The organism is Hahella sp. CCB-MM4, assembly GCF_002260525.1.
In the GTDB taxonomy this organism is placed as follows: Bacteria; Pseudomonadota; Gammaproteobacteria; order Pseudomonadales; family Oleiphilaceae; genus Hahella.
In genome coordinates this window covers 46,326-65,920 of the sequence record NZ_MRYI01000009.1, presented here as the reverse complement: position 1 = coordinate 65,920, position 19,595 = coordinate 46,326, and the positions used below count along the sequence as shown (strand labels likewise).

Genomic DNA, 19,595 nt, shown 5'->3' with positions numbered 1-19,595 from the left:
GCGATCAATAGAAAGTTACACGATCAATAAAACCGTACAAGTGTGGCCGGTTAGCATCAACAAGTCACCTTGTTTTTAGCTGGCGAAAAAAAACCCGGCCAATGACCGGGTTAAACTAAGGGGTTTGTTTAATTTAGTGTTTTTGCCCTAGCTCGTTGCCTTATTGTTTTTCTTGGCTCTCGCACTCGAAGGGTTTGCCACCCTTATGATTTGCTTCCAATATGCACAACAGGTTTCGTACATATATATAAAATCAAGCTCCGTACTTAGCCTTTGCCTTGCGACGGTACGCATGTAAAAGAGGCTCGGTGTAACCGTTTGGCTGCTCGGTTCCTTTCAGGACCAGATCACAGGCAGCCTGAAATGCTACGCTGTCATCAAATCCTGGAGCCATCGGACGATACAGTGGATCGTTCGCATTCTGACGATCAACCACCGCCGCCATGCGCTTCATGGTTTCCATCACCTGCTCTTCGGTACAGACACCGTGCAGTAACCAGTTGGCGATATGCTGACTGGAAATACGCAGAGTGGCCCGGTCTTCCATCAGGCCTACATCGTTGATATCAGGAACCTTGGAACAGCCAACACCCTGATCAATCCAGCGTACTACGTAGCCAAGAATTCCCTGGGCATTGTTGTCCAGCTCTTTCTGGATATCGTCCGCACTCAGCGGGGTATCACCCAACAAAGGAATGGTCAGAATGGCGTCCAGTGAAGCATGTTCGCGCCTCGCCAGCTCTTCCTGACGATCAGCCACATTCACTTTGTGATAGTGCAACGCGTGAAGAGTCGCTGCCGTTGGAGATGGAACCCAGGCACAGTTGGCACCCGCCATCGGATGACCGATTTTGGCATCCAGCATCTGCTTCATTTCATCCGGAATCGGCCACATGCCTTTGCCAATCTGGGCACGGCCTTTCAGACCTGTTTCCAGACCGGTGTCCACGTTCCAGTCTTCATAAGCGTTGATCCATGGCTGCTGCTTCATCACCGCTTTACGAACAACAGGACCCGCCACCATGCTGGTATGAATTTCATCACCAGTACGATCCAGAAAGCCGGTGTTGATAAAGACAACACGTTCTTTGGCAGCACGGATACATTCTTTGAGGTTGACCGTGGTGCGGCGTTCCTCATCCATGATGCCTACTTTCAGCGTGAAGCGCTCAAGTCCCAGAGCATCTTCCACACGACCAAACAGTTCATTGGTAAATGCCACTTCTTCCGGACCGTGCATTTTCGGCTTAACGATATAGACACTGCCGGTCTTGGAGTTACGCAGGTTACCTGTGCCCTTCAGGTCATGCATGGCAATCAAAGAGGTGATCATGCCGTCCAGAATACCTTCAGGAACTTCATTGCCGTCCTTATCCAGGATGGCATCAATTGTCATCAGATGTCCGACATTACGCACAAACAGCAAGCTGCGGCCAGGCAGAGTGAAACTGCCACCGTCAGGTGCACTGTAGGTACGATCTGCATTCAGGGTCCGGGTCATCTTCTGGCCACCTTTCTCGAAGGTTTCCGCCAGATCTCCTTTCATCAGGCCAAGCCAGTTGCCATAAACAACGACTTTATCGTCAGCATCCACCGCCGCGACCGAGTCTTCGCAATCCTGGATTGTTGTCAGAGCCGCTTCCATCAGAACATCTTTGACGCTTGCCGCATCGGTCTTACCGATAGGGCTGTCCGCATCAACCTGAATTTCGAAGCGCAGGCCGTTGTTTTGCAGAAGAATACCTGTCGGCGCACCAGCATCACCGGTATAACCGGCCAGCTTGGATTCGTCCTGCAGACCTGTGGTGGAACCATCTTTCAGGGATACGACGAGCTTGCCGTCTGCAATCGCATAACCGGCAGAATCTTTATGGCTACCGGCAGCCAAAGGCGCAGCTTCGTCAAGGAAGTTACGGGCAAATTCAATAACCTTGGCACCGCGAACAGGATTGTAGCCCTTGCCTTTTTCGGCTCCGCCTTCCTCAGAAATAACGTCGGTACCGTAAAGGGCATCATACAGGCTGCCCCAGCGGGCATTGGCGGCATTCAACGCAAAACGTGCGTTCATCACAGGCACTACCAGCTGTGGACCAGCCATGGTAGCGATTTCAGGATCGACATTTTGTGTAACTGCCTGGAATTCTTCCCCTTCAGGAAGCAGGTATCCGATTTCCTGCAGGAAGGTTTTATAAGCGGCAGCATCGATGGTTTTATTGGTCTTGTGATACTCATCGATTTTTGCCTGGATATCATCCCGCTTTTGCAGCAGCGCTTTATTCTTAGGGGCCAGGTCTGTGAGTACGGCTTCCATTTCGGACCAGAACCTGTCAGCAGACAAGCCTGTTCCGGGGATCGCTTTTTCATTCACAAAATCGTACAGAACCTTGGCAACCTGCAGGCTGCCAACTTGGACTCTCTCAGTCATATATAAGCCTCAACACACTCTAGACGTTGTACGGGCATTCCTTGCTGGAAGTGCACTCGCATTGCTTTAACACCACCACGAAAACGGGTCCCCATCCATCTTCGCGGCTCTGCCTGACTTATGTATGGATACGCCAGCACAGCAGGCAGACGAATCAGTATATACACAGGGGCAGTGAAAGTGCGGTATTGTACGTGAAAACACCTAGGGAATCATGCCCAAACGGGGGGTGATGAATGAATCTTGGGTATTCACAGAATTTATATACCCTCGAAAGTCCAGTAAATTGAGTGATAGAGAGGAATGGGGTTGAAGAGGAAAATAGACAAATCGGTGATGAAAACGCACAGAGATCATCATTGAGACAAATAAGGAGAAATCGACCTGTACGGCACCCCTATCCGTACAGGCTGGCAGGACAGCCAAACAGGATTAACGCACCTCGCAATTGAGGCTGATACCGAACGAAGAATCAAAGGCCAACTGATCCCCACTCTGCAACTGCCCCACTCCTGAAGGCGTTCCGGTCAGCACAACATCGCCTGCCTCCAGGGTAAAGATACTCGACGCATAGGCCAGCAATCGGGCGACGGAATTCAGCATCTGTGAAGTCACCCCATGTTGGCGAAGCTCACCATTGATCAGCAATCGGTATTCCAGATTTTCCAGTTCAGGGTTTGATACCGACTGGAACGAGGACAAAGGACAGGCCCCGTCAAAGGACTTGGCAACCTCCCATGGCAGCCCCTTTTCCTTTAACTTTGCCTGAACTTCACGCAAGGTCAGATCCAAAGCAATCCCTAAACCAACGATCGCAGCGCGGGCCTCCGCTTGGTCAGCATTTTTCATGCGACGACCCAGCAATACCGCAAGTTCAGCCTCATAGTGGACGTTCTCTCCAGGCAACAGAGAGACACCCTCTTCCAGCCTTGTCAGGCTGGAGTTTGGCTTAATAAACAGGATAGGCGTGGTGGGTATGGGGTTATTCAGTTCCCTGGCGTGCTCAGCATAGTTACGACCGACGCACACCACCTTGCTCACCGGAGAGGAGAACTCCTCCCCTGAAGCCATCCTCGCATGCATCATAGGTCAATCACCTTGCCGGGATTCATGACGTTATTGGGATCAAACACCTGCTTGATGGCTTTAAGGTAAGCCAACTCCTCCTGACTGCGGGTGTACTGAAGATAATCCTTCTTCAGCAGACCTACGCCGTGTTCAGCAGAAACACTGCCGCGAAACGCTTCTACCGTTTCAAATACCATCGTATTCACCTGCTCACACCGCTTGAAGAATTCTTCCTTCGGCAGGTCTTTCGGTTTGAGGATATTCAGGTGCAGATTCCCGTCCCCAATATGGCCAAACCAGATGATCTCGAAATCCGGATATTCTTTGCTGACGATCTCATCAATTCGAACCAGGAATTCAGGCACCTTGCTCGGCACGACAGAGATATCATTTTTATAGGGAGTGTGGGGAGCAATGCTCTCAGAGATTCCTTCCCGCAGACGCCACAGATTAATGGCCTGTGTTTCGCTCTGGCTGATAACACCATCGACCACCCATTCGTTTTCAACACAGGTCTCGAACAGCCCCATCGCATCATCCAGCATATCTTCTGTCAGACATTCAAATTCCAGCAATGCGTAGTATGGGGCTTCGCTATCAAATGGGCGTGGAATATCGGCATGCTCAAGCACATGCTCCATCGCCTGATGAGAGAAGAACTCAAAGGCGGTCAGGTCCAGTTTGTTGGAGAAGGTTTGCATGACGTCCATGACATGATTGAAATGGCTGAGCCCCAGTACCAGTACCGTCAGGTTGTTCGGCTGACGGGTCAGCTTCATGGTGGCTTCAGTAATAAAGCCCAGAGTACCCTCGGCTCCGATAAACAGATGGCGCAAATCGTACCCGGTGTTGTTTTTCACCAGATCCTTGTTCAGTTCAAGAATATCACCTTTACCGGTGACCACCCTGAGACCGGCAACCCAGTCCCGACTCATCCCCCAGCGAATCACCTTGATCCCGCCGGCATTCGTGGAAAGGTTGCCACCCAGCTGACTGGAACCTGCCGAAGCAAAATCCACCGGATAGTAAAGCTGATTATCCTTCGCAAAATTCTGCAGCTGCTCAGTTACGACACCCGCCTGACACAGAACAGTACGGTCAGCACTGTTGAAGTCGAGGATCTGATTCATATTGTCAAACGCCACCACTACTTCACCATTCGCAGCTACCGCCCCAGCGCTGAGACCGGTACGGCCACCGGACGGCACCAGTCCGAAGCCAAGCTCATTGGCTGCAAGTACGACTGCCTGCACTTCTTCAGTGGTTTTAGGGAGCACAATAGCTAAAGGATTGGGGGAGAATTTTTTGGTCCAGTCTGAACCGTAGGCCTGTAACGCATCAGCATCTGTTAACACCTTTCCGGTGGTGACTACACTTTGAAGACGCTCAACTATCTGTTCAGCCGGAACCTTGGTCATAACTTCTCTCTATTCACTCTTAACAGTATTTAAAACGAACTTAAGTTTTTAAAACGAGCCTGGTACTTCAGTGACTTAAGGTGGCCAAATGCCACCAAGTCCTTAATACGAACTCAGCGCCTAAGACAATCAAAGTACCAAATACGGATCTTCTGATATTCCATTTGGGTGGAATTTACTCTGCTCCCGGTTATACAGAAGTCTTCAAAAAATGAAATATCAGAAGATTCGGTTTCCAGCGCCCTCGCGATAATAGTCAACATAATCTGTATGAATACTGCTTACGGCTTAAACCACCGCATGCCTGAAACTCAATGAAGACAAGGCCTCCAGGCCCGGCACCAGAAAAACCAGGGCTTTCACAATATATTTAAATCTGCAAGTCAAAAAGCGACACATATGGTATCATACGCGCCCTTCGCTGTTGATCCCCCCTTAGGTTTAAAGGGATGGGAAACGATCTGATGGAATTTTATCGCCAAACAGGGCCGGATAAACAGCGCAGCGACCAAGCAGATTAGAAGGTTCAACCCGATATGACCCAGACGTCTTTAGACAAAAGCAAGATCAAATTCCTTCTTCTTGAGGGAGTTCACCAGTCTGCGGTGGATACATTGAACGCCGCTGGCTACACCAATATTGAATATCACACCGGTTCTCTTCCAGAAGCCGAGTTGAAGGAAAAAATCGCTGATGCCCACTTTATCGGCATCCGTTCCCGGACTCAGCTGACAGGAGACGTGCTGTCACACGCGCAGAAGTTGATTGCTATTGGGTGCTTCTGTATTGGAACCAATCAGGTTGACCTGAGTGCCGCCCTGGAGAAAGGGGTTGCGGTATTCAACGCGCCTTATTCGAACACCCGTTCGGTCGCGGAGCTTGTACTTGCCGAAGCCATTCTGCTACTGCGTGGAATTCCTGAAAAAAATGCGGCGGCACATCGCGGCGAGTGGATGAAGTCTGCCAAGAACAGCTACGAAATCCGCGGCAAGGTCCTGGGTATTGTCGGCTACGGCAGCATCGGCACACAACTGAGCATCCTGGCGGAAGGTCTGGGAATGCGGGTGGTATTCTACGATGTGGTCACCAAGCTGCCGTTGGGCAATGCTTCTCAGGTAGACAGCCTGCATGAGCTTCTGGCGATGAGCGACATCGTGAGTCTGCACGTTCCTGAAACTCCGGCGACCAAGAACATGTTCGGCGCCAAAGAACTTGCTGCCATGAAGGACAAGAGCATTCTGATCAACGCATCACGCGGTACCGTGATCGATATCGAAGCTCTGGTGGCGACCCTGCATGAAGAGAAACTACTGGGCGCGGCGATCGATGTGTTCCCGGTTGAACCGCGCACCAATAAAGATGAGTTTATTTCTCCGTTGCGTGAATTCGACAATGTCATCCTGACTCCCCACATCGGCGGAAGCACCATGGAAGCCCAGGAAAATATCGGTCGGGAAGTCGGCGAAAAACTCGCGAAATACAGTGATACAGGGATGACCGTCACCTCGGTCAACTTCCCGGAGGTATCATTGCCTTCGCATCCGGAGAACCACCGCCTGCTGCACATTCACGAAAACGTGCCGGGGGTTATGTCGGAAATCAACAACGTGTTTTCCGAGAACGGTATCAACGTATGTGGCCAGTACCTGCAGACCAACGAGAAAGTTGGCTACGTGGTCGTCGATATCAATAAGGAATACAGCGATCTGGCTCTCAGCAAACTGCGCTCTGTGAAGGGCACAATCCGCTGTCGGGTGCTTTTCTAGCGATTAAGCAAAGCATTTAATGGATTGGGCAATAAGCTCTATCCGTTAACCCATTTGTAGCCATCCCGGAGGGGGCAATCACGATTGCCCCCTCTTTTTTATTTGTCTGATACGTCTTCTTAAACCTCGACCCTATCACCAAAGGATCGATAAAATCTTGCCCACATGGGGCACGGATGCTGTAATTAATAACCAGTCGCCAGCAGTTGAGCACGGATGTAAATGAAATTTTTAAGCAATGCCGCCCTGATCCTGTTAGTTGGATCCCCTCTCATCGCCCACGCAGAATCCTTTACCTCCAATGGTTACAGGTTCGATATCGAAGCAGAACCATCGTGGGTTAAATCTGTCTCACCCGGCACCCCCGTCACTCCCGCACAAGGGGCCACCAACTATCTTCTGGTGGACCGACAGTTTAATGCCGGTAAGGTGAAGCAGGACTTTTACCGCTACGTTGAGCAACCGGTTAACCTGGAAGGCCTCGAGGCGACGTCCAAGATTGAAGTCAAGTTCAATCCTGAGTATGAGGAATTGGTTTGGCACCGCCTTGATGTGATCCGTGACGGCAAGGTGGTCAGAAGTCTGGCTCCGGAAGATATTCAAATGGTCCGCAAGGAAGAGGATCTCGACCAGGACATGATCAACGGCTACGTCACCAGTCTGATTTACCTGAAAGGCACCCGTATTGGTGACACCGTCGACTACAGCTTTTCCACCCGCGGCCAGAATCCTATTTTTGGCGACCACTTCTTTACCGCCTTTTCACTAAACTGGACGGTCCCGGTTTCTAAAGTCAGCACACGCATCGTTTATCCGGAAACCCTCAATCTGCAGGTCAAGCACCACCGGGATGAATCCACACCTCACACCTATACCGCAAACAACATGAAGGTACTGGAGTGGGAAAACAGCAACATTGCTGCCTACTATTGGGAAGAAGACTACCCCGTATGGTATGAACCCGGCAGTTTTATCAGCGTTACCGACTTCAATAGCTGGAAAGACGTTGTGGACTGGGCTCTGCCGCTGTATCAGACAGAGCTTCCCGATTCTGCTGAGTTCAGGGAATTAGTCCAGCGCCTGAAGAAACTCCCTTCTGAAGAGGCTGTCACCCAAGCCCTGGCCTTCGCCCAGGACGAAATCAGATATGTGGGCATAGAAATGGGCCAGAACTCCCACCTTCCCCATTCTGCCCGGGAAACGCTGGAAAACCGTTATGGCGACTGCAAGGATAAAACACTGCTGTTGATTACCATCCTTCACGCGCTGGATATCGAAGCCCACCCTGCTCTGGTGTCATGGGATCTGGGCAAAGGTGTTGCCAACTATGCGCCTTCCCCCGGCCCATTTGATCACGTGATCACGATGGTGGACATCCACGGCAAACGCTACTGGCTCGACCCTACCCGTCGCTTTCAGGACGGTGGTCTGGAAGTACTTGGATACCACAACTTCGGCAAAGCGTTACCCATTATCGCGGGTACAAAAGACCTGGAAGACATGAGCCTGCCCGAGTCCAGCCTGCCGAGAATCGAAACCACCGAAAACTTCCACGTTATCGACTATCGGGCGCCGGTCGAGCACGAAATCATCACCGTGTATTACGGCAGCGAAGCAGATTCCTCCCGCCGCAGGTTTGCCAACTCTTCGCTGGAGTCGATCTCCAATGACTATTACAACTATATGGTGCAAATCTACCCGGGCCTGACCGATGCGGGTCAAATCCAGACCTTTGATGATAAAGAACATAACAAGTTCACCACCATCGAGAAGTACCGTATTGCCAATTTCTTTGAAAGCAAAGACAACACTTTGCACTATGAAACCTACGCCTATTCACTGAACGACTATCTCTATCTACCGCAAACCACCAAACGTAAGGGACCTATTTATATGAAGGGCCCCATCGATATCCTGCACAAGGTCAATATCACCTACCCTGAGCATATCGATATGGCGATAGACAACCCGCGCATCAGTGAGAAAATGGATGAGCTGGAATACCAGCAGCAGACAGATTACCTGGATAAAACCCTCAGCATCAGCCATGAGCTGAAGGTCAACCGGGACGCGATTGCAGCTTCTGACGTGGACCAATACGTCAAAGCCAGGGAACATATACGTGATGAATTATGGCAACCCTACCTGCTGGACGATGACCCCAAACTCCAGAATACCGGCAATGCCCTCACCCGTATCCTGGACTCACTCAGGGCTCTTGCTGCACCAGAAGGGGAAGCCCTGTGATCGCTCCATGGATTAAGGCCGCCCTCAAAACACTGCTCTCATTACTGACAATATCCCTGGTGCTGACCGGCTGCACTCATACACCCCAAAAACCGGGCGAGACTCCCTCCCAAGCCGGGGAACAAGCCGCCGCAGCATCCATGCCGTCAGATCACCTTGAGCAGTTTGCCTTTGATCTGTTGAAGGATCTCAGAAACAAAGACTTTGACCAGATGTTGCAGCGATATGATCATGAAGGCTTTATGCTGCAGGTTGCCAAAGTTCAGGGGCTGAAAGCGGCACACAAAGTCGCGATCAACAAGGCTCTGAGCAAAAATCCCAAATTTATTTTCAGCTTTCTGGAAGAAGCCACGTCTCTGTATGAAAAGGCTGAAGACGTTCAACTTGTTGACATCGACGCTCAACAGCAGACGATTCTGTACAGAATATATTCTGAATCTGGTTTGGATTACCTGGAGATACACTACCGTGAAACCAGTGAAGATCAATATCAGTTTGTGGATGTAGAGGAATTCCTGTTGGGCTATCGAATGTCGACATTGACGGCATTGACCCTGAAAGAAGTCATCCAACTCAGCTCTGAGGGAAATGAGTCGGGAGCCAGGGAAGTTCTTGCTTACCTGAAAAACTTCAAAGAGATTAAAAACGGTCAGATAGAGAACTTTGATAACCGCCTTCCTACTTATGTCCAGGACAATGAACTCTTTCTCTACCTTCAGGCACTAGTGGAAGTTAACGCATCAGAAGACCTGTCGGGGTCCTACTACAGGGAGTTTTACCAGCGCTTCCCCGACTCGGCAAATCATCAATTGTTATTTGCCTATACTGAGCTGGCTCTTGATCGCCATGAGTCTGCACTGAAACACTTTTCCCGACTCCCGCGCTCCCTTGCACAGGATGCGGCGATTCTCAATTTGCAATGTCAGCAACATGCTGCCCTTGGCCAGTTCCAACAGGCGGCAGACTTCTGCTTCAGAGCCATCAAGGCTGAACCGACTTTCGATTCCACTTTCTTCACGCTGACAGACCTGTTTCTGCAAATAAACCAGCCTGAGCTTGCCTTCGATGCCTTGAAGGTATTGCGAGACCGTTTCTATTATCAGATTGATGAGGAATACCTGCGCAACAACCCACGTCTTGAGACATTAAGGTCGCTGCCCGGATTCGCGGACTGGATTACGGAAGGAGTGCAGACTTCCTGAGTTACAAATTGATGGCAGGAATCAATTGGAGCATCCGGTCATCCAGAATGGCCACTTCCTGCACACTGTGATCGGCATCTTCATGGTATTTGCGGAAATTGGCGTAACCCCTGACGATGGCGATCACCCTGTCTTCCGGTGAATCCTGCAACAGACTGTTGTGGGCCTTCACCGCATCGCAGAAATATCCATTACAGATATCAGACCGCATTTCCCGCGGCAACGCGCAGCCCGTAGAGGTATGATTGATACAGGAGCCTTCAATGGATTGCTCGGGCACCCTTGCCAGATAGGCCTCCATCACCTCAACCGGAGAGAGTTCAGAATGACTCAACATGAAGCGGCGAATTCCCCTGACATCAAGCAAGGCATCATTCCCGCCCGCTGTGCAGCACCCGCCTTTGCACAATCCACAAAACTTACCTGACTTGGCTGCAATCTCAGGCTGATGGTCCAGCTTAGCATCTGTACGGGAGGCTTTTTCTTCATTCTCCACCAGAAAAAGATCGTCAGCATCGTTGGTCACAATAGCGCCGGTAATCATCTTCTGTAGATGGGCTCGGTATTCGCTTAATTGATCTTCCCTTAAAGGGCTGACTTGCCGGCTTCCGGACGGGAGTGAGATCAGATGAGTTTCCGCAGACACCCTGTCAGGCAGGATGTTTCCATATTCTTTCAGAATCCGCTCAAACAAGACATGATTCTCAGACTTAATCCTGTCATCAACGGCGGTCCTGTGTGCCTCCTCCTGCTGCTCCCGGAGAATTCTGTCCTTGATAACCTGACGCTGAAACTGGAGGTGGTGCTGAAACATGGCAGGCGGCATCGAATCTTTCTTTTGCCAGACCTGTCGGCATTGAATGGACGAGCAAACGGCTTCACCAGAATCAGAGATGCTGGGAGGTGAACTCATTTCCTGGTCACAGACAGTACATTTTAGGGTATTTCTGGCTGTCTGGGACCAACTAGGATCACTCCACATATTCGCCTCTCTTTCAATTTGTCACGCTTATCGGTTGATGAAGATTTGGCTCAGGGCTTGCTGCCGTTTTATGCGGGCAACCTTAGTCTCTGGAAAGCTTAGCTTCATTTAAGAGTCCAATTAATCATCAACGCGATATTTCATGCTATTCCCCTTCACGAATTCTACCGTCAGGGGTTAATCGCCATAGGGTTGCTTTGGACAGCCGGAACGAACTATAGGTAGCGAGGGAGGAGTTATACCCGATAATTAGTTTAGCAGGTACGTCGCTGGATAAGGGGTAACGTAGAAGGAAGATCGATAAGAAAATACCTGATCATCACCCGATGAGGTAATGAGACACCTCATCGGGGCTTCGGTAGATTTCCGGGCTGACAACTATTCCCTATCCTTTAGATGAATTCATCCAATCAGGGACATATTGCTTCGGCTACCAGAAAAAAATGTCTCAGAGAGACCTGGAAAAAGTTCTATTGATTCTCAAATTTTCCGTAAAAACTCTCAAATGCATTCAGCTTGGTGCTGGATCCTTCATAACCCCACTTAGTTCTGATCAGATCCTGAGTCTCTATATGAGGACCTGTTGGGTTCCACACATTCTCCAGCCAATATTCGTAGACTGAAAACTTGTCACCCAACACCTTATAGAAGTCTTCAAAAGCTCTCAGTCTGGTGCTGGACCCTTCATAACCCCAATCGGTTCTAATCAGATCACGAGTCTCCGCATGAGGGTCTGTCGGGATCCATACATTTTCAAGCCAAATGTTATAAGTAACGAATTTGGAAACCTCGATTGCTTTTTGAGGTTCAACCTCAGTAACAGCATCATATGAGTTCACTGTCATATTACTGATCTGATTCAATAGATCTTGAAGCTTTAACGCTCCTTCGGAGGGTTCAGGAAGTGCTTTTCCATCTTCAGGTCTAGGTGCACAAAATGCAGTAATTGATAAGTCTTTTTCACCAACACTAATATCTACATCAGGAAGATCACATAAGAAATAATATCCATAATCTTTCCAGCCGTCCTGAGATGCAACATTATATATAGCAAGTTTAATATCCCCCAGTTTTTCAACAGGAAGAAACTTTATATAAGCAGTATTATCTCTTTTTACAATTGCTCGAAACTCGACAACTTTCCCTTCATCATTCTTTCTTTGAATAAGCGTGGTTGATGCCCCCGAGAAGTTAGGATAACTTGGACCAACACCAAACTCGGCTACGACGGATGTCTTCACTCCCGCACTAACAGGAGTTATAACACCGCCACCCAAAAGTAAACCAGATATTGCCACACCTAATGTAAGCTTCTTCATTTAAAACATATCCTTTTGTTTTCAATAATACACGAAGAAATTAATATTGTGCGTCACCAATCACCAGACATAGTATTACGATAATACTCCAACAAAAAAATCGATATATTTCCATTAAATATAAAAGAGACTTTTGCTAGTGAGTGGCTCAACGGGGCGCAAGAGTACAGAGAATCCATTCCCCTTTCAACACCAAAAACAATTAGAAACAAATTAATAACATTCAAATGATTTACGACAATTTATATGGCACAAAATTTATCTCATAAATCATTATTTACGTCACGCTTAATATAAGACAAAACATCATACATCGTGAGTATATGAGTATCTTGAGCAGCTTTTGACGCGGCACTGAGGCGCAGGTGTTTTTTCAAATTGACGGAGCAGGGAGGGCAAGAGCCCCCCTCAGGAACCTGTTTGCACTCATTACTGTAGTGCTAACCAGACTCCCACAGCCATCATCACCGATCCGGAAATACGATTGAGTAACCGCACATTGTCTCCGTTGAACAGAAACTGCCGTAAAGTGCGACCTCCTGCGGCATATAGCACCAGGCAGATGAATTCGATCACCAGTATAAAAACCAGCAAAAGAGCCAACTGCGGCAACAGGGGTTGATCAGTCACAATAAAAGGAGGCAGCAGAGATACCATAAATGCCCATCCTTTAGGATTTGCCACGGCGGTCACAAACCCCTGTGAAGCCAGCTTAAGCCGGGGTACATCCGCAACCTCTTCCATGTTATTCGGGATGGCCATTCGCCCTTTGGATAACCACATCTGTATACCCAGATAAAACAGATATGCTCCACCAAGATACTTGAACACCTCAAATACCCGTGGATACTGCAACATAATCGTGGCTACCCCTATCACAGCCGCCAGGGCCACCAGGCCGACGCCGATCAGTTCCCCCCACATCATGTGAAATGTCCGCCGCAGTCCGATACTTAACCCCATGGTCAGTGCCAAAGTCATGCACATACCAGGTGTCGCCGAGACCAGAAAGAATGTGGGAATAAACAACACCAGAACTGACCATTCCACGGATAACAATCCTCAATACCGTAAAAGAAAACAAAGATTCACTGTAATCACTTCACTCACACTGAATACTCGGGAAATTACGTATACGGATCATACTGGAGCCCAGCTGGCGGCGCTCCTCCTAACGTGCAGAATTCACATTTTCTGCTATAAACAAATAACGGGACACATGGGAGCCAGGGCGATGAATCCCGTCAGGCTTGGTTCTTGAGGCCTGTATTGTATACCACACATCTTCATGCCCCGCTTCTGCATGTCCCGAGCATCCATTCCCATTGGATACCACATTGGCGTCGCCCCGGGTCCGGATACCGATAAACCAGTTTAGGTGTAGCAAATGCAACTTCTTGGCCGAGATATCAATTTTCGTTTCACCATATTCCACAGGGCGCTATTGATGAGCCTCGTGTTCGTCCTGATTCTGGTGGGCGCCATGACTTATTTGCTGTCGGATGTGAACAGCATGGTCGAGTCGATCGCCGGTCAGAAGAACCTGGTGGAAAGCCAGGTACAGGCCATCGACCGGCAGACCGAACTGGTGAAGCAGCAGCAGGAAAACAGCAAGCTGGTAGCGCTGACCCAATCCGCTTATTCAGTCTATTCCGAATTTCTTTATTGGAGTCTGATATCTGCCACCACGGCTGACGACCAGGCCATTACCCAAAGTAAAGAAGCAGAAACCGAACTCAAAGGCTACCTGGATCAAATCGCAGCCATCAATGAGGACATGGCCGATATGGCGGATCTTGTCTCGGCCTATCTCAGCGACTTTAAGCGCGACATTGACGGCGCAATGAAATTAACCAAAGAGGAAGCCCCACAACGGGCTATCAGCTCCAAGATCAACTCCGCCCAAGGCGCCAGTATGACAATGAACTCCAGCTTTGAGGTCATATTGGAGGTGGCGACAACTGCCGCCACCGACGCCAACCAGCAAGTGGGAGAAGCCGGTATGGCTGTGGCTGAAGCAGCGGATAAAGTTCGTAGCACCGGACTTGAGGTTGAAGCCCTGGGTAAACAGCTGGCCAAACAGGTACTGATTATTCTTGCCATTTCGGTGGTAGGCACAATTCTGGTCGGTATTCTGCTTTCACGGTCCATTACCCGTCCGATTATCCGACTCAAAGAAGTCATCCACTCCATTGAACAAAACAATGATCTCACCCGCCGGGTCGCCTATCTCAAGCAGAATGAAATCGGCGATATCAGCCGGGCATTCAATGCCATGCTGGAGAAGTTCTCGGATATCGTCCGTAATATCAACCAGACCAGCCTGGAACTGCAGAAATCGTCCCAGGCCAGTGCTCAGGTCAGTCAGCATACCCGCGAAAGTGCAGACCGGCTCAGTCAGGAAACCGATATGGTTGCCACCGCTTCCAACGAAATGGCTGCGACGGTCAAAGGGATTAACGAAAACACCAATCATGCAACGGAAGTGGCCGGGCAAGCCAGACACGCGAGCGAATCAGGCCAGCAAAATATCGATGAAACCACCCGCCTGATCAACGAGCTATCTTCAGCCATCAATGATTCTGCGCAAAGTGTCGGCAGCCTGGAGAAAGACAGCCAATCCATCGGTGCAGTCCTGGATGTCATTCGCGGCATCGCAGAGCAGACGAACCTTCTGGCACTGAATGCAGCCATTGAAGCCGCCCGGGCAGGAGACCAGGGACGAGGATTTGCAGTGGTGGCTGATGAGGTCAGAACACTGGCACAGCGCACCGGTGATTCCACAGACGAAATCCAGGCAATGATTACCCAGTTGCAGAATAACGTTCGGGAAGCCGTACAAAAAATGGATGACAGTTGCGAACGGGCCAAAGGCACAGTTGATCAGGTCACCCAGGCCAGTGACTCCATTCAACAAACCCTGGAAGCCGTGACCTCGATGAACGAAGCCAACCACTATGTAAGTGAAGCCACTCAGGAGCAGACAGTCGCGGCAGAGAATATCGACCGGAGTATTGTCAGTATCAGTGAATTATCCCAATCCCTGCTGTCAGCGGCCGACCAGAACCTTGCCAGCAGTGAACAACTCAACGCCATGGTAGACCGGCTGCAGGAAATCGTGGTGCAGTTCAAATACACCTGAACGTCCGCTATATAGTGCCCATAAATAGTTACGGTATAACGATAGTTGACTGCTTTATGACCATAAAATGACCCAGGGCATCTATCGATAAAGATCTGTCGTCGATCCGGCGGCGGATCTGCTACCCTTATGGCATTCCAAGAACCATTTGTGTCAGTACGAGCCAGCAAAGGAGAAGCGCATCATGCCCGGCCCTACCATGTCCACCGGCGGGATATCACTGAATACCGGCCAAAACACCAAATCTGCCCCGACCCCTATTCCACGCACAGGCTCAGAACCTTTTCATGTACTGATCCTGGGTAACTTCAGTGGACAGTCCGGCTCGGAAGAAAGAGGCCCTATCGGCAGCCGCAAAATCCACGAAGTCGATCGTGATAATTTCGACGATGTCTTCGCTGCGTTGAATGTCACCCTGAACCTTCCCATCAGTGATTCACCGATCAGTTTCAGGGAACTGGATGATATGCATCCGGATTTCATCTACGACCGGATTCCCCTGTTTGATAAATTCAAAAGCCTTAAGCGGCGCTTAAAGAATACCGATACCTTTGCAGATGCAGCCAAAGAGATTGACCTGCCGGATCAGCCCGCTGCAGCGGGCCCGTCAGAACCGGTTGAGAGCAGCGCATCGGCAGCCCCGGCTGAGGAAGCCGAATCCTCCATGCTGGATGCCTTACTGGACAGCCGCAGCGGCACCACCAGTGCAACGATGTCAGGAGGCGCTATCGACGTATCCAGGCTGGTCAAAGATATTTTCGCTCCCTATGTCACCAAGCGGGCGGATCCCCGCCAAGACGAGTATCTGAACGCCGTAGACCAGGCGGCCAGCCACCTGATGCGTAAAATTCTACACAACTCGTCATTCCAACAATTGGAAGCCTGCTGGCAAGGCCTGTATCTTTTGATCAAACGGCTGGAAACTGACACTAATCTCAAAGTTTACATTGCCGATGTCTCGCAGGATGAGGTCATTACCGAGGCCGAAGGAAACGAAGATTTCACCCAGACCGGGCTCTACAAACTGGTGGTCGATCGTCGCACCAGCGCGGGAGGGACACCGTTTTCGCTCTTGATGGGTGATTTCATATTCCGCGACGAGCCGTCTCATGTCGGAGCGGCTCTGCTCTGCGCCCAGCTGGCAGCCCACCTTCAGGTGCCTTTCCTGGCCGGCGCTCATGAGCGTATTGCCGGTTGTGCGAGCCTTGCTGAAACACCGGACCCCGATGACTGGAGCCTGCCGGCCAACGATGAATTCCAGGCGCTGTGGCAAGCTCTGCGTGAATCTGAACCCGCCCCTTACCTGGGACTGACCTGTCCGCGTTTCATGCTGCGGCTGCCTTACGGCAAACGCACCTCGCCTACAGAACGCTTTACCTTTGAAGAACTGCCTGACGAGAAAGCCCATGAATTTTATTGCTGGGCCAACAGCGCGTGGCTGGCGACGCTCCTGGTCGCACAACACCGGGCAGAACTGGGACGGACCTTTACCCTGGGTCGCATTCAGGAGGTAGACCGCCTGCCACTGCATACCTACGACGATGACGGTGAGCCCACCATCAAGCCCTGCGCAGAAATATTGATGCTGGACCGCACCGCCGGCCGGTTACTTCAAGCCGGGCTGATGCCGGTGCGTTCCGTCGCCAACAAGAACTCCATCCTGATTCCTGGCTATGAATCCATGGCTGAAGGCAGTCCCTCAGTGATGGGTCCTTGGGGTTAGTGATGGGGCCTTGGGGTTAGCGCAGGGGCTTTAGGCTTAATAAGTTAACTCGCGGAACAAGAAGCCTCCCTATCTCCCTATAGAGGGAGGCTGTTCTGGCGTTATTTAATGTATTGCCGCCACTTCCGGCCGAACCAGACGCCCACTCTGGGGAGACGGCACCACATAGCTGAAACGCTTACGGTACTGTTCCATCGTGCATCCCGTTTCTCTCTTGAACAGTCGCCGGAATGAACTGATATCTTCGTAGCCGACTTCCCAGATAATCTCGTTAAATGATTTGATGGTGGTCTCCAGCAGGTTTTTTACCGCTTCAATCCTCACCTGTTGCAAATAGCTGATCGGTGTTTCTCCCGTGGCCTCTTTAAAACGGCGTTTAAAGGTTCGAGCTCCTAAGCCGACCCGGTCAGCAATATCATCCACAGAAAACTGGTCAGCATAGTTCTGCTCCATCCATTCCTGTGCCTGCTTGATACGCTCATCTTTATGGGACTTAAAGCCGGTAAACATCATGTAAGGGGCCTGTTGATCACGATGGATATCAAAAACATGCAATTTGGAACAGGCAGAAGCCAGTGATTGGCCCGCAAATCGCTCGATAAGGTGGAAACACATGTCGATATACGCGGTTGCCCCACCGGCACAGATCACATCACCGTTATCGATCAGAATCTTGTCAATCTGCAGATGAATATCCGGATAGCGATGGCGGAAATGTTCAGCCGCACGCCAGTGGGTCGTGACAGTTTTCCCTTCCAGTAAACCGGCTTCCGCCAGGAGGAAGTTTCCGGTACAGGCGGACGCCATCAGAGTGCCTTCAGCATACAGATGCCTAATCCATTCATAGATGTCTTTCAGCATGAGCAAATGCTTGTCCAGAAACACCGGAGTCGTCACAGCCTCCACAGCGGATGCAATGATCAGAATATCCGGACGGAGGCCTGCCATGGTCACCGTCGGCACAATCATCGCCCCATTATAAGCCCTGACCGGCTCATCATCCGGTGTCACTACCTGCAGATTAAACAAGGCAGGAGCCCCTCTGCCGACATTGAGGCTGTGGCAATAATTGGCGGTTGTCAGAATATCCAGAATTCCATGAACCGACGACGCCGCACAGTGAGGCAAAGCCAGCAGAACGACCTGAATCGGCTCTTCTTTTTTGGATTGACTATCGTGCAATCCATACCTTGTATCCAGCATCGCTATTTCCTCCGGTGGTTGAATGACAATATCGGCCGTATTACTCGTTTATCGCCCTATTAGCCATTATCAAAATGTCACTTTCAGCATTTAGAGAGTCAAATATGACACTACAGAGATGACATTTCAACCAGTAAAGTAGGCTCACATACCAAGCAACAATCGAGGAGCCGACAATGAATGCTCAAGCCCAATGGGTGGAAACTCCCCTTACCAAAGTTTCAACCAGGCCAACAAGAGAGCCTTTGGCTTTGCGGGCTCTAAAGAAAGCGATTCAGGTCTATAGCTATATCTCGAACGAGAGGGCCGGAAAATGGGTCAACAGCCTTTGGTTCACACCCCGCCGTACCGGGGCCGGATCACGCTATGAACATTTACTGGAGCATGCGGATACCCATACCCAACTGCGTTTTGGTGTGAATGAGATTCCGGTGTACAGCTGGGGAGACGGTCCGGTCATCCTGTTTGTGCATGGTTGGTCAGGCTCAGGACTACAATTCGGCGCCATGGTAGAACCCTTGATACGTCAGGGATATCGGGTCGTCACCTTTGATATGCCAGGCCACGGTCGGGCCCAGGGAGACCGGACCAATGTGTTCGAAATGTCTGAAGTTGTCCAACAGGTTGCCCACATGTTCGGCAACGTGCATGGCATTATCGCGCATTCATTAGGATCCGTAGCCTCAGTGTTGGCAGTATCTCAAGGACTGAGCGTAAACAAGCTGACACTGATCGCTCCCCCGGCAGATCTGAACTTCGTCGTGAAGATGTTCGGTCAGCAACTGGATATCCCGGAACAAACGCTGGCGGTACATCGCCGCCTATTGGAGGAAGAGTTCGGAAAAGAGGTCTGGAATAAGCTGGATCTTACACTCCACTCCCCTTCTCTGGAGTTGGACGGGTTGGTCATCAGCGACCTGAATGACGATGAAATCCCGTTTGATCATGGCGAGCTGATCGCACGGCACTGGCACAATGCCCGCTTTCTGAAAACCCACTCCCTTGGGCATTACAGAATTCTCAAAGATGCAGACGTTCTAAAGGAAGTATCCGGATTTCTTGCCGAATAATGCCAGATAGAAGACGAATAACGGATAGAA

The 19,595-nt window shown here is 50.3% G+C and carries 13 protein-coding genes; 6 read left to right on the top strand and 7 right to left on the bottom strand.

Annotated elements, in window-relative coordinates:
- Positions 1-253: 253 nt before the first annotated feature.
- From BTA51_RS16130 to BTA51_RS16120, 3 genes are all read right to left on the bottom strand, one after another.
- Positions 254-2,425: a malate synthase G gene (locus BTA51_RS16130; protein ID WP_094709040.1), complete on the bottom strand. Its 2,172-nt coding sequence runs from the start codon at positions 2,423-2,425 to the stop codon at positions 254-256.
- A 432-nt stretch (positions 2,426-2,857) separates the two neighbouring features.
- Positions 2,858-3,511, bottom strand: coding sequence for a fumarylacetoacetate hydrolase family protein (locus tag BTA51_RS16125; RefSeq protein ID WP_094709038.1), 654 nt, complete (start codon positions 3,509-3,511; stop codon positions 2,858-2,860).
- A complete protein-coding gene (locus tag BTA51_RS16120; protein WP_094709036.1) occupies positions 3,508-4,911 on the bottom strand; it encodes an FAD-binding oxidoreductase in 1,404 nt (467 codons plus the stop codon). Before BTA51_RS16120 ends, BTA51_RS16125 begins: the two co-directional genes overlap by 4 nt.
- 536 nt (positions 4,912-5,447) lie before the next feature.
- Here BTA51_RS16120 and serA point away from each other — a divergent pair.
- The 3 genes from serA (at position 5,448) to BTA51_RS16105 (ending at position 10,126) form a co-directional block, all read left to right on the top strand.
- Complete coding sequence (gene serA / locus BTA51_RS16115) at positions 5,448-6,677, top strand: phosphoglycerate dehydrogenase (RefSeq protein ID WP_094709034.1); 1,230 nt, start codon at positions 5,448-5,450, stop codon at positions 6,675-6,677.
- Between the two features lie 222 nt (positions 6,678-6,899).
- The gene (locus BTA51_RS16110) at positions 6,900-8,924 is read left to right on the top strand and encodes a DUF3857 domain-containing protein (RefSeq protein WP_094709032.1); all 2,025 of its coding nucleotides are present in this window, start codon (positions 6,900-6,902) and stop codon (positions 8,922-8,924) included.
- Positions 8,921-10,126 carry a hypothetical protein gene (locus BTA51_RS16105; protein WP_094709030.1) on the top strand — a complete coding sequence of 402 codons (1,206 nt, stop codon included), beginning with the start codon at positions 8,921-8,923 and terminating at the stop codon, positions 10,124-10,126. Before BTA51_RS16110 ends, BTA51_RS16105 begins: the two co-directional genes overlap by 4 nt.
- Before the next feature lies 1 nt (position 10,127).
- On the opposite strand, the gene BTA51_RS16100 is transcribed toward BTA51_RS16105, so the two are convergent.
- The 3 genes from BTA51_RS16100 to BTA51_RS16090 all read right to left on the bottom strand — a co-directional run bounded on the left by BTA51_RS16100 (position 10,128) and on the right by BTA51_RS16090 (position 13,477).
- Positions 10,128-11,039 (bottom strand): hypothetical protein, encoded by a 912-nt coding sequence (locus BTA51_RS16100; RefSeq protein WP_141215617.1) that lies wholly within the window; start codon positions 11,037-11,039, stop codon positions 10,128-10,130.
- A 539-nt stretch (positions 11,040-11,578) separates the two neighbouring features.
- Entirely contained in the window at positions 11,579-12,427 is an 849-nt protein-coding gene (locus BTA51_RS16095; protein WP_094709026.1) for a hypothetical protein, read from the bottom strand.
- A 429-nt stretch (positions 12,428-12,856) separates the two neighbouring features.
- Entirely contained in the window at positions 12,857-13,477 is a 621-nt protein-coding gene (locus BTA51_RS16090) for a LysE family translocator (protein ID WP_210404848.1), read from the bottom strand.
- Between the two features lie 337 nt (positions 13,478-13,814).
- Here BTA51_RS16090 and BTA51_RS16085 point away from each other — a divergent pair, with 337 nt between their 5' ends.
- Positions 13,815-15,569, top strand: coding sequence for a methyl-accepting chemotaxis protein (locus BTA51_RS16085; protein WP_094709022.1), 1,755 nt, complete (start codon positions 13,815-13,817; stop codon positions 15,567-15,569).
- Positions 15,570-15,753: 184 nt separating this feature from the next.
- A complete protein-coding gene (locus BTA51_RS16080; RefSeq protein WP_094709020.1) occupies positions 15,754-17,292 on the top strand; it encodes a type VI secretion system contractile sheath domain-containing protein in 1,539 nt (512 codons plus the stop codon).
- A 105-nt stretch (positions 17,293-17,397) separates the two neighbouring features.
- Here BTA51_RS16080 and BTA51_RS16075 read toward each other — a convergent pair whose 3' ends face one another.
- Positions 17,398-18,495, bottom strand: coding sequence for a GlxA family transcriptional regulator (locus BTA51_RS16075; RefSeq protein ID WP_094709018.1), 1,098 nt, complete (start codon positions 18,493-18,495; stop codon positions 17,398-17,400).
- A 176-nt stretch (positions 18,496-18,671) separates the two neighbouring features.
- Between BTA51_RS16075 and BTA51_RS16070 the strand changes: the two genes are divergently transcribed.
- Positions 18,672-19,565 carry an alpha/beta fold hydrolase gene (locus BTA51_RS16070; RefSeq protein ID WP_094709016.1) on the top strand — a complete coding sequence of 298 codons (894 nt, stop codon included), beginning with the start codon at positions 18,672-18,674 and terminating at the stop codon, positions 19,563-19,565.
- Positions 19,566-19,595: the final 30 nt, after the last annotated feature.

Coding starts and splice junctions, on each gene's coding strand:
- BTA51_RS16130 (WP_094709040.1), bottom strand. CDS start 2,425: ATGACTGAGAGAGTCCAAGTTGGCAGCCTGCAGGTTGCCAAGGTTCTG.
- BTA51_RS16125 (WP_094709038.1), bottom strand. CDS start 3,511: ATGATGCATGCGAGGATGGCTTCAGGGGAGGAGTTCTCCTCTCCGGTG.
- BTA51_RS16120 (WP_094709036.1), bottom strand. CDS start 4,911: ATGACCAAGGTTCCGGCTGAACAGATAGTTGAGCGTCTTCAAAGTGTA.
- serA (WP_094709034.1), top strand. CDS start 5,448: ATGACCCAGACGTCTTTAGACAAAAGCAAGATCAAATTCCTTCTTCTT.
- BTA51_RS16110 (WP_094709032.1), top strand. CDS start 6,900: ATGAAATTTTTAAGCAATGCCGCCCTGATCCTGTTAGTTGGATCCCCT.
- BTA51_RS16100 (WP_141215617.1), bottom strand. CDS start 11,039: ATGAGTTCACCTCCCAGCATCTCTGATTCTGGTGAAGCCGTTTGCTCG.
- BTA51_RS16095 (WP_094709026.1), bottom strand. CDS start 12,427: ATGAAGAAGCTTACATTAGGTGTGGCAATATCTGGTTTACTTTTGGGT.
- BTA51_RS16085 (WP_094709022.1), top strand. CDS start 13,815: ATGCAACTTCTTGGCCGAGATATCAATTTTCGTTTCACCATATTCCAC.
- BTA51_RS16080 (WP_094709020.1), top strand. CDS start 15,754: ATGCCCGGCCCTACCATGTCCACCGGCGGGATATCACTGAATACCGGC.
- BTA51_RS16075 (WP_094709018.1), bottom strand. CDS start 18,495: ATGCTGGATACAAGGTATGGATTGCACGATAGTCAATCCAAAAAAGAA.
- BTA51_RS16070 (WP_094709016.1), top strand. CDS start 18,672: ATGAATGCTCAAGCCCAATGGGTGGAAACTCCCCTTACCAAAGTTTCA.